Here is an 11425-nt window from a genome sequence, read left to right as displayed (position 1 = left end):
ATTGAGTATGATGGAACATTAGATTTCTTTGCTAAACCTCGTAATAATACCCAAAAGTCAAACCAAAAATTTATGCCTGATGAGGCTAAAAAAATGGCAAAAAAAAGACCCATTATTGAAACGGTTATTGGACTTCAAAAGGGTGTTTTAGACTTAGAACATACTCGCCATAGGTCGGCTTTAAATGCTTTTACTCATATGTTGGCGGCTATGTGTGCCTACTCTTTTTATCAAAGAAAACCAAAAGTTTCTATTCAGACTCATAAAGCTTTGAAGCAATATAATGGATTGATAGCCGCTTGAAATCTGAAAAGTTCACGTTTCTTTTAATATTTTATTGTAATATTTCAACTGTTCGTCCGCAATCGTAATAGACTCTATGTCAGAATCTTGCAATTCAATTTTCAAACGCAACAATTCAAACAAATCATCTTTTTCATAAGCCTGCGTAACCAATTTCATGATTTCGGTTTTGCGTTCACGTTCAGTTTCATCTTGCTCACGGTCGGGATGAAATGCCTTTACTAAGTCCGTATAAATACTTCGTGCAACTTTACTTATATTTTTGGCTTCTTGTTTTAGTTTTTCTTCTTTTTCAATTTGCTTTGCCGTTTTTTCTTTCGGAGGGTTTTGGGAATGGGCATTTGTTTTCTTTTCCTCCAATTTCAATGCAATATAATCTTGTATCTTTTGAGGGTTACTCAAATCTGCATTTTTATCAACTTCAATTCCGTATTTGGCTTCTATCATATTCTTCATCAAATCTGCCGTGATGGTATCAGCCTGAGAATTTACTTCGTCATAAGAACGATTGGCGTATTTTTCATAAAGAGGTTTCAAATTATCCATACCCAAATTTTCAATCAATTCTACCGTTCTGTCAATGATAAATTCAGCCATTTTAGCTCTCTCTTTTTTCTTGAAAAATGGATTATCATAATGTCTGTCAAAAACATAGACCAGTTCAATCAACTGATTATTATGCTTATGTTCAAGCGGTACAATTTCTGCTTGAATCCGAGTCATAATTCGTCGAAGCATTTCTTTTTCTGAAACAATATTGGCTTTCAACTCTTCTATTTTTTTAACATTAGCATTAAATTGTTTTTGGAGTTTGGATAAATCTTTAGCTGATTTTTTAGTAAGTATTAGAGATTGGTACGACATTGTTTTGAGTAGTTATTTTGGTTTAGATTTAAAAAGTAAAAAACCGTGAAATATTGCTACTTCACGGTTTTTATTTGAGTGATACTTATGAAATTTTGCTTCGTAAGTAGCCAACCAATATTTCAAGTCCTTTTTCAAAGTGAACATTGTTTGGAATGACCAAGTCAGATGCCTTTCGGTAGGGCTTTACATATTTCTGAAAAGCAGGTTCAACATGATTATTCCAACGGTACATCACCTCTTCACGTTCACCGTAGCCACGTTCTTCTGCATCACGTCTGATACGGCGGTCGAGTCTTAGTTTACGTTTGGCATCAATAAAAACCTTCAAATCTAATAAATCTGCAATTTCTTTAAAATAAAAAACGAATAAACCTTCCACCACGATAATTGGTTTAGGTTCAAAGGTCAAAGTTTTTGGAACAATATCAGGATTATTGAAAGTATATTCTTGTTTGTTGAAAGGCATTCCAGAGCGAATTGTCTGAATATCAAGAGCATACTGATGTAAATCTAAAGAATTTGGTTCATCAAAATTAATGTATCCGTGTTCATCAACTTGCTGGTCTTTGCGGTCACGGTAATAATTATCTTGAGAAATCAGGCAAATTTCATCTTTAGAAAAAGACTTCAATAATTGATTTAAGAATAGAGTTTTACCCGAAGCACTTCCTCCAGTGATGCCAATAATATACGGTCGTTGATTTGGTTTCATGCGAAAATTAGTCGTCGTGAATTTTCTGCAAAGGTCGTAAAGAATGTTAAAATTAACATCATATTTACTTCAAAGAGGTAATTAAAAAGTTTTTAGAAGGTTTTGATTAGTGATATCTGCTTAAAATGGGGGATTTTATTAAAATTAATAATTTGTTTATCACCGAGTTGTAGGTCTTTTTTATTATAAATTGTATTTTTGTTTAGCGTTGCCTATTAGTTCATCCTTCATTGTATTAAGCCTTTCATCCAAGTCCTACATTATCATACAAACTTAAAAAATCAATCATTCAACTAACTCATTCTATTGATAATGAAACACTTCGTCAACCAAAATTTCAGAAGCGTGCTTCTGAGCGTTTTTTCTTTGCTGTTATTTCAGACAGGATTTTCACAGGTAAACCCGACTCCACTTATTTTAACATCTAATTCTCACAGTATATTTACAAGTTGGGCTAATACTTCCACAAATGGTACTTTCCCATCAAATATGGCATTTTGGGTTGCTGGAGGAAGACAAGAAGTAACTCCACCAACAGTTGTTGGTGATTGGAATTGTGTTTATAATCTTACGTCTAATTCTCGATTTGTAGGAAAGGGTAGTGACGGAATAAGTATGGTGAATACGGGTACAGGAGCGTTAACAACTTGCTCAAATCCAACAAGTTCGGCAACTGTATATCCTTATGCAATCGTTTTGGCACTCAATACTACAAATAGAGTATCATTAGATATTGTTTGGACTGGCGGAACAGTTTCAACAGGACAAAGACCTTATATTTTACAATTACAATATAGAATTGGTAGTACGGGAAGTTTCATAGATATTTCAGGAGCGTCTTACAGCGGTTCAACCACAGGACATTCTCAAGTATTGACTTCAACATTACCAAGTGCTTGCGAAAATCAATCATTAGTACAACTAAGATGGATATATATCCAATCCGCAACAGGCTCAGGAACTCGTCCAGAACTTCGAATAGATGAAATATCTGTTAATAGTATTCCTGCATCCCCTACTCTTACGGTCAATCCAACCTCTTTAACAAATTTTACTTACGTTGAAAGCAATGGACCATCTACCGCAAAATCATACACGCTTTCAGGTAGCATTTTATCGCCTGATGCAGGAAATATCACTGCTACTGCTCCTACAAATTTTGAAATTTCAACAACTTCTGGCACAACAGGCTTCGCAGATAGCCAAACGATTCCATACACAGGCGGAGCATTCACAGGTACAACCATTTATACTCGCTTAAAAGCAGGATTAGCAGTTGGAACTTATAGTGGCGGAAATATTACTCATAGTGGCGGAAATGTGGCAAGTCCTCCAAGTGTTGCTTTATCTGGTTCTGTAACATCAGTTCCTCCGCCAGTAGTTACCACAACTGGTACGTTAACAGCATTTTCAACATTCGTAGGCAATCAAGCAACGTCTCAATCCTATACCGTTTCGGGTACAAATTTGGTTAGCGATATTACAATCACAGCTCCTTCTGGCTTTGAAATTAAAACAGGTTTAGGTACTTATGCTTCTTCATTGGTATTGCCACAATCAAGCGGAAGTGTTGCATCAACTACCATTGATGTAAGATTGATTAATACAACGGCTGGTACATTCTCTGGAAATATTACTCATGCTACAACCAATCTTACGCCTTCTCCAACTGTTGCAGTGAGTGGAACGGTTGTAGCAGCTTGTGCTACTCCAACTAATATTTCGGTAGTTCGTGCATCTATTCCAGAACAAGCATCTTATACAGGTGTTTCACCAAATTCTCCAGCTACGGTAGCTGGGCGTGTAACGGCAATCTTCGGTACTAATAAATTTTATGTGCAAGATGCAACAGGTGGACTTGCCATTTTTTCAACTGCCAACGGAGGGGTTGTAGCTGCTAATGGAATTGCTTTGGGTGACTCTGTAAAAGTTACAGGGCCAACTGCCCGTTTTAACGGAGAAGCTGAATTTAATGGGGTTACTTGTGTTAATAAAGTAACAGGAAGCGGTGTAACAACAACGCCTCCTGCAATTGTTTTTGATGCAAATAATCCGCCATCGGGTGTTAATTTACCTACATTCTTGACAAACAATGAAGGAAGATTAGTAAAAATAATAAGTAACAATATTAACGTTACAGGAACTTTTGGCTCAGGTACTAATTACTCTATTACTGCTTGTAATTCTCAAGGTGAAGCAGAAATTAGAGTTGATGCCACTGCAACGACTATCCCTTCTCAGCCAATCCCAACCGTTACTCAAGATATTACAGGGGTGATTGGTCATTATATCAATGCTTCGGCAACCGTTAATATTTTACAATTATTTCCAAGAACTATCTCTGATTTCAGTAACAGTGCTATTACTTGTGTAACTCCTGTACCAAGTCCGAGTGCAAGTTGTGGTGCTATTGCTTCTACAAATGTACCTGTTGATTCTACGCTTGATGTTACTGCATGGAACGTAGAATGGTTGGGAAATACAACAACTTCACCAAGTGCATTAGGGCCAACAAATGACGCCCAACAAATGACCAATGTTATCTCTGTTCTCAATACATTAAAGTCAGATGTATTTTGTGTAGAAGAAGTTTGTGACCATAAACAATTTATCGCAAGAGTTGGTACAGACTTACCAGATTATGGTGTAGTATGCCAGACTAAATATTACTCTCACTTTTTTGACTCGCCAGAAACAAATAGTGCCACTTCATTTGGACAAAAAGTATGTTTCTTGTACAAAAAGAGCATTGTAAGTTATGTTGATACATTATCTCTTTTAGCAAGTCAATATGGATATAACGCAACGCCTGTGGCAACTCCTTATCCAAACAACTGGGCTTCGGGACGTTTACCGTATATGTTTGTTGCCGATATTACTTTAAATGGACTTACAAAAAGAATCAACTTTGTAGGACTTCATGCTAAATCGGGTTCAGATGCAGCAAGTTATAACAGAAGAAAGCAAGACGTAATTGACTTAAAGGCTGAATTAGACACTAATTATCCAAATGCAAATATTATCATGCTTGGTGATTATAACGACGATTTAGATGGCTCTATTTATGTAGGACAAACTTCTACTTATGCGAATTTCGTTTCAGATAACACAAATTATGTTCAAATATCAAAATCGTTGAGTGATTGTGCTGTTTCGAGTACTGCTTCATACGCTGATATTATTGACCATATCATGGTTTCAAATGAATTTGGTGTAATTCCTGTAACAGGTCCAAACCCAGCTCCATCAACTTCTGGCATATACTATTTGGAAAAAACAGTAAACGTTTCAAGACCAATCAATTATGTGGCAGGATATACATCAACAACTTCTGACCATTACCCTGTTAACGCTCGTTTTAGATTTGGTTTACCTCCTGTTGCTCCTGCTACCATTACAAGCATAGGCACAGGCAATTGGTCATCACCAAGCACTTGGGACTGTAACTGTGTACCAACATCTGCAAGTGATGTAATTGTTGATACTGCCCATACCGTAACTGTTGATATTGCTTCACAAGCTAAAACGTTAAATTTGAAAGGAACACTTAATTGGGTGGCTACTTTTACATTATCATTAGGAATGTAATTGAAATCTAAAATTGATTGAAAAAGGTTCAAACGATTCTGTTTGAACCTTTTTTGTTTGATAAATGACTGATTATTTGTAGGTTTGGCATGAATCTATGACATAATCCATACCAACGTTTTTCAGCATGATTATTCCAACTTTACCAATATGCTCAATTTTTCAAAAAAGCCTTTTCACTTTGCTTCTATTGAGTTGTATCTGTTTAAATGGATTTTCTCAACGAAAAATCTTAATGCAAAACCCCAATGAAGCACAATTAATTGGTCGCCAAATTGAAGTTTTTGAAGATAAAACCGCTGAACTGACTTTTGAAGAAGTCAGCAAACGTTCTGATATTGATGCACGTTTTACGCAAAGTATTCAGCCCAATCCTAATTTTGGAGTGACCTCTTCGGTTGTTTGGGCAAGATTTACGCTCCAAAATAAATCTTCTCAAAAACTCTATCTTGAAATTTCGGAACCCGTTATTGATAGTATCGACGTTTTCAGAATTGATGCTAATGATAGAGTAACGCACAAAAAAGCAGGCGTTTATATTCCTGTCGGAAAAAGAGATTTTCATACCAATTTTTATTTATTCGACCTCAACCTCAGTTCAGAACAAACCTGTACGTATTACATTCGCTTCCAAAATTCATTGCCTTTATTGTTCCCGATACGAGTAGCCCCGCTAAAAGTGTATTTTGAAGATAATCACTCCAAAGACTTAATGCAGGGAATTTACTTGGGCTTGATGCTTGTCATGGCAATTTTCAACTTCTTTATTTATTGGACAGTTCGTAGCAAAGAATATCTTTATTATGTATTATACGTACTTTCTTTCGCTTGTTTTTTTGCGTATAACAAAGGTATTTCACATGAATTTGTCTGGAATAATGCCCTGTGGTTCAATCGTTTTACGCCTATATTTATTTCATCAGGCGTAATTTTTGGGCTACTCTTTGCCAATAGTTTTTTGGATGCAAATCGTTATTTACCCATTGCTCAAAAAGTTTCAAAAACACTCATCATTTTAATTATTGTTTGCTTAATATCATATTGGATAGGCTTGGGTTCATTAAGCATTACCTTGCTACATCTTTTTGCTTTCTTAACAGTCATTTATGTACTGATGATAGCTACATACGGATGGATGGAAGGCTCACAATCAGCGTTATTTTTCTTGATTGCATGGTCAGTTTTTTTAGTAAGTGCCTTAATTTTTATCATGCAATTATCGAATATTCTGCCAAGTGATAATTTCACCAGAAATGCACTTCAAGTAGGTTCGGCTCTGGAAGTTGTCCTTCTTTCATTTGCTTTGGCTTACAGAATCAATGCCGACCGTAAAGAAAAAGAACAATATCAAGCTGAGGTAATCAGACAATTACAAACTAATGAGCAGATGCGAAATCGTATCGCCCGAGATTTGCACGATGATATTGGTTCAACTTTGAGTAGTATCGGGATTCTGAGCCAAGTAGTAGAAAATCAGATGGGAGAAAACTCAAACGCTGTCAAAGAAATGGTAAAACGCATCGGCGAAAGTTCTCAGAAAGTTCAACGTTCATTGAGCGACATCGTATGGACGACCAAACAAACCGAAGATAATTTTGATAATGTTTTGGTAAAAATGAAAGAATTTACTTCCGAAATGTTAGAAATGAAAGATATATTTTACACTTTCAATACAGACTCGTTACCCGACGTAAAACTCTCTCCTTCAAAACAATACAACTTTTATTTGATATTCAAAGAAGCCATAAACAATATCGTAAAATACTCAAATGCTGAGGAAGTCACGATAGAATTAAATCGTCAAGAAGACAATTTAATTTTAAATATTACCGACAACGGCATCGGTTTCGACGAAAAAAATATCAAGTCAGGAAATGGCTTAGGAAATATGCGAAAACGAGCCGAAAGTCTGGGCGGAGAAATCAAAATTAACTCCAAATGCAAAGAAGGAACACAGGTTAGATTGACGATACCGGTATCATCTCAAATATAAGAATTGTATTTTTATTATTTCAGCCCGAAAAAACTTATTTTAAATCCAAATACTAACGTTTATCGAACAACTATTAAGTATTGATTTACAACAACTTAACGCTTCTGACGATAAATACTTAATCCAAATTATTTCTTCATTATTTTTTCTAACAAATAGTATTTTTCTAAGATAAACTCCGTACCTTTGCACCCTGATTTGGTTGCTCGGTAATCTGTTATTGATTGTCAGTTATTAGATACGGTATTTCATTGTTCTTTCTTTCATGCAAGAAGATGATTTTATACGTTTCAAATAACCAATAGCCGAAGACTAATAACCGAACACTGATAACATAAATTGAAATCATGCAAAGTATTCGTAACATCGCCATTATTGCTCACGTTGACCACGGTAAAACTACCCTTGTCGATAAAATCATCCACGCTTCAAAGTTATTTCGTGATAACCAAGAATTCGGAGATTTAATCCTTGACAACAACGACTTAGAGCGTGAACGTGGCATCACAATCGTTTCTAAAAACGTGTCTGTTCGCTATAAAGGCGTAAAAATCAATATTATCGATACACCTGGTCACTCCGACTTTGGCGGTGAGGTAGAAAGAGTATTAAAATTAGCTGATGGTGTTTGTCTTTTGGTAGATGCTTTTGAAGGTCCGATGCCACAAACTCGTTTTGTATTGTCGAAGGCAATTCAATTAGGATTGAAACCAATCGTAATCGTCAACAAAGTAGATAAAGAAAACTGTCGTCCTGACGAAGTTCACGAACAAGTTTTTGACTTAATGTTTAACCTTGAAGCAACAGAAGACCAATTGGACTTCCCAACACTTTATGGTTCGTCAAAACAAGGATGGATGAGTACAGACTGGAAACGTAAAACTGAAGACATCACCGAATTATTAGATGTTATCATTGATACGATTCCTCCTGCACCAGTAAACGAAGGAGCAGCTCAAATGCAGATTACTTCTTTAGATTACTCTTCATTCGTAGGTCGTATCGCTATCGGACGTGTTCACCGTGGAACTTTCAAAGAAGGACAACAAGTTGCTTTAATGAAAGCAGATGGTTCTGTAAAAAGAATGAAAATCAAAGAACTTCAAGTATTTGAAGGTCTTGGAAGAGCCAAAGTTACAGAAGTTTCAGCAGGTGAAATTTGTGCAATGACAGGTATTGAAGATTTTGAAATTGGAGATACTGTTGCAGATTTTGAAACGCCAGAAGCATTACCAAGAATCTCGATTGATGAGCCAACAATGAATATGTTGTTTACCATCAACAACTCTCCATTCTTTGGTAAAGAAGGTAAATTCGTAACATCTCGTCACTTACGTGACCGTTTATACAAAGAAACTGAGAAAAACTTGGCATTAAAAATTATGCCTACTGACTCGGAAGATAAATTCTTAGTATTCGGTCGTGGTATTCTTCACTTGTCAGTATTAATCGAAACGATGCGTCGTGAAGGTTATGAATTACAAGTAGGTCAACCACAAGTAATTTTCAAAGAAGGAGAAAACGGAGAACGTTTAGAACCAATTGAAACTTTAGTAGTTGACGTTCCAGACGAATCAGCAGGTAAAGTAATTGAATTAGCAACACAAGGAAAAGGAGAATTGTTGATTATGGAACCAAAAGGTGACTTACAACACTTAGAATTCGACATTCCTTCACGTGGTTTGATTGGTATGCGTTCAAAAGTATTGACTGCAACATTCGGAGAAGCTATCATGGCTCACCGTTTCAAGTCTTACGAACCATACAAAGGACCAATCGCTGGACGTATCAACGGTTCATTAATCTCAATGAACTCTGGTTCAGTAACCGCTTATGCAGTAGATAAATTACAAGATAGAGGCGTGTTCTTTATCGATCCGGGTGAGGAAGTTTACGCAGGTATGGTAGTTGGAGAGCATAACCGTCAGAATGACATTGAAGTAAACCTTCAAAATGCTAAGCAATTAACAAACATGAGAGCATCTGGTACAGATACAAACGTGAAAATTGCTCCGAAAATCCAATTCTCATTAGAAGAATCAATGGAATATATCCAAAAAGACGAATACTTAGAAGTAACTCCTAAGTCAATTCGTATGCGTAAAATATACTTAGACCCAAGTGTACGTAAGCGTATGGAGCAAAAAACTGAAATGGTTTAGTCTTCCAAGAATGATAAAACAACGAAAGCCTTCACATAAAGTGGAGGCTTTTGTTGTTTAAAATTAAAAGTATTTTCAAACAACTATGTCTGTATCAAATTAGTAAGTGTAAATTTGTATATTGAACTCTTTCAATCAATATATTTTCTACAATTTCTTATTCATAAGGCAATCAGATTATTTAATAGTTCACTCAATGGAAGAAAAACCATATAAATTCAGTAAAAGAGAAGATAAACGCTATGAATTTTATAGTGAAAGCGAGAATAGAAAAGTAAAAAAATTAGTCATATTTTCGGGTAGAGACGATAATCATGTTTATAATTTAGCCTTGTTAGATGTATTAGAAGATGGTCAGTACAGTGATATTATAGTAACAAATAACAATGACTTTCAAACAGTTATGGCAACTGTTATTGACATTTTGAAGGACTTTTTAAATGAATTTCCTCAGAAAATTGTTACTTTTAGAGGAAGTGATGAAAGAAGGCAACGACTGTACAGAATTATCATTACTCGTGAATTAGATATAATCAAACAAAGTTTTTCAGTATTTGGTCTTAAAAATGAGCATATTGAGCTATTTGAGCCCAACAAAGAATATGAACTTTTTATAATCACAAAACGATGAAAGAAGGATTAGATAAAGCAAAAAAAAAGTCAGGTTTAAAAATATATAAATCACTTGACGAAATTATTGAAAAGAAATTAAATGAATCAGAACGCCTTTTGAAAGGCGTTGATTTGAGTATGTTAAAAATATCTCAATTGAGATAATAAATGAAAGAGTGTAAAATAAATTCCACTCATAACTAATAACCAACAATGGGATTATTTGATTTTTTTAAGAAAAAAGAAGTATTAAATACCGAGGAAAAAGAAACTCTCGACAAAGGATTAGAAAAAACCAAAGAAGGGCTTTTTTCAAAACTAAGCCGTGCCGTTGTAGGAAAGTCGAAGGTAGATGAAGATGTATTGGATGAATTAGAAGAAATTTTAATTTCGTCGGATGTGGGCGTAGATACAACCCTAAAAATTATTGAAAGAATCGAAGCTCGTGTAGCCCGTGATAAATTCGTGGATACAAAAGAGTTAGACAATATTCTTAGAGAAGAAATCGCTGAATTATTAGCCGAAAATAAATCGCAAGATATTACCAATGCCTTCAAAATTACAGACGTAAAACCTTATGTAATTATGGTTGTTGGTGTAAATGGCGTTGGAAAAACGACTACGATTGGCAAATTAGCTTCGCAATTTCATAAAGCAGGAAACAAAGTTATTTTGGGAGCAGGCGATACTTTCCGTGCCGCAGCCGTTGACCAACTGAAACTTTGGGGACAAAGAGTAGGTATCACCGTAATTGACCACGGAATGAATACAGACCCAGCCTCAGTAGCATTTGACGCTGTAAAACAAGCCGTAGAGCAAAATGCGGATGTTGTAATTATTGATACCGCTGGACGTTTGCACAATAAAGTAAACTTGATGAATGAACTTTCAAAAATCAAGCGAGTGATGCAAAAATTCCTACCCGAAGCTCCACATGAAGTATTATTGGTTTTAGATGGTTCAACTGGGCAAAATGCTTTTATCCAAGCTCAGGAATTTACAAAAACTACTGAAATTACAGCTTTAGCCATTACAAAATTGGACGGAACGGCTAAAGGTGGTGTAGTTATCGGAATTTCAGACCAGTTAAAAATTCCCGTAAAATACATCGGTGTTGGTGAGAAAATAGAGGATTTACAAGTTTTCAATAAGAAAGAATTTGTGGATTCGTTGTTTAAAAGGAAATAA

9 protein-coding genes are annotated in these 11425 nt (G+C 35.5%); 7 read left to right on the top strand and 2 right to left on the bottom strand.

Going from position 1 to position 11425, the window contains the following annotated elements; translation table 11 throughout:
• Positions 1-303 (top strand): transposase (locus LV89_RS18620; RefSeq protein ID WP_310588793.1); only part of this gene is annotated, 303 nt, incomplete at its 5' end.
• Between the two features lie 12 nt (positions 304-315).
• Here the strand turns inward: LV89_RS18620 and LV89_RS18615 are convergent.
• Together LV89_RS18615 and LV89_RS18610 are read right to left on the bottom strand one after the other, a co-directional pair.
• On the bottom strand, positions 316-1167 hold the full coding sequence (locus tag LV89_RS18615; RefSeq protein ID WP_109744433.1) for a hypothetical protein: 852 nt from the start codon (positions 1165-1167) through the stop codon (positions 316-318).
• An 85-nt stretch (positions 1168-1252) separates the two neighbouring features.
• Positions 1253-1882 (bottom strand): uridine kinase family protein, encoded by a 630-nt coding sequence (locus LV89_RS18610; RefSeq protein WP_109744432.1) that lies wholly within the window; start codon positions 1880-1882, stop codon positions 1253-1255.
• Between the two features lie 312 nt (positions 1883-2194).
• Here LV89_RS18610 and LV89_RS18605 point away from each other — a divergent pair, with 312 nt between their 5' ends.
• The 6 genes from LV89_RS18605 (at position 2195) to ftsY (ending at position 11425) form a co-directional block, all read left to right on the top strand.
• A complete protein-coding gene (locus LV89_RS18605; RefSeq protein ID WP_146199207.1) occupies positions 2195-5470 on the top strand; it encodes an endonuclease/exonuclease/phosphatase family protein in 3276 nt (1091 codons plus the stop codon).
• Between the two features lie 235 nt (positions 5471-5705).
• A complete protein-coding gene (locus LV89_RS18600) occupies positions 5706-7463 on the top strand; it encodes a sensor histidine kinase (RefSeq protein ID WP_158279629.1) in 1758 nt (585 codons plus the stop codon).
• A gap of 347 nt (positions 7464-7810) precedes the next feature.
• Entirely contained in the window at positions 7811-9625 is a 1815-nt protein-coding gene (typA, locus tag LV89_RS18595) for a translational GTPase TypA (RefSeq protein WP_109744429.1), read from the top strand.
• 196 nt (positions 9626-9821) lie between these two features.
• Positions 9822-10256: a DUF6934 family protein gene (locus LV89_RS18590; RefSeq protein WP_109744428.1), complete on the top strand. Its 435-nt coding sequence runs from the start codon at positions 9822-9824 to the stop codon at positions 10254-10256.
• A complete protein-coding gene (locus LV89_RS25275; protein ID WP_158279628.1) occupies positions 10253-10402 on the top strand; it encodes a hypothetical protein in 150 nt (49 codons plus the stop codon). The genes LV89_RS18590 and LV89_RS25275 overlap by 4 nt, the downstream gene beginning before the upstream one ends.
• 48 nt (positions 10403-10450) lie before the next feature.
• Positions 10451-11425, top strand: a complete 975-nt coding sequence (gene ftsY / locus LV89_RS18585) for a signal recognition particle-docking protein FtsY (RefSeq protein WP_109744427.1) — start codon at positions 10451-10453, stop codon at positions 11423-11425.

This window comes from Arcicella aurantiaca (assembly GCF_003148625.1).
GTDB classification, from domain to species: domain Bacteria; phylum Bacteroidota; class Bacteroidia; order Cytophagales; family Spirosomataceae; genus Arcicella; species Arcicella aurantiaca.
This window is presented reverse-complemented; position numbering and strand designations above follow the sequence as displayed.

Bases quoted from the DNA above. Each gene is read 5' to 3' on its own strand.
- LV89_RS18605 (WP_146199207.1), top strand. From the start codon at position 2,195: ATGAAACACTTCGTCAACCAAAATTTCAGAAGCGTGCTTCTGAGCGTT.
- ftsY (WP_109744427.1), top strand. From the start codon at position 10,451: ATGGGATTATTTGATTTTTTTAAGAAAAAAGAAGTATTAAATACCGAG.
- LV89_RS25275 (WP_158279628.1), top strand. From the start codon at position 10,253: ATGAAAGAAGGATTAGATAAAGCAAAAAAAAAGTCAGGTTTAAAAATA.
- LV89_RS18615 (WP_109744433.1), bottom strand. From the start codon at position 1,167: ATGTCGTACCAATCTCTAATACTTACTAAAAAATCAGCTAAAGATTTA.
- LV89_RS18590 (WP_109744428.1), top strand. From the start codon at position 9,822: ATGGAAGAAAAACCATATAAATTCAGTAAAAGAGAAGATAAACGCTAT.
- LV89_RS18600 (WP_158279629.1), top strand. From the start codon at position 5,706: ATGCAAAACCCCAATGAAGCACAATTAATTGGTCGCCAAATTGAAGTT.
- LV89_RS18610 (WP_109744432.1), bottom strand. From the start codon at position 1,882: ATGAAACCAAATCAACGACCGTATATTATTGGCATCACTGGAGGAAGT.
- typA (WP_109744429.1), top strand. From the start codon at position 7,811: ATGCAAAGTATTCGTAACATCGCCATTATTGCTCACGTTGACCACGGT.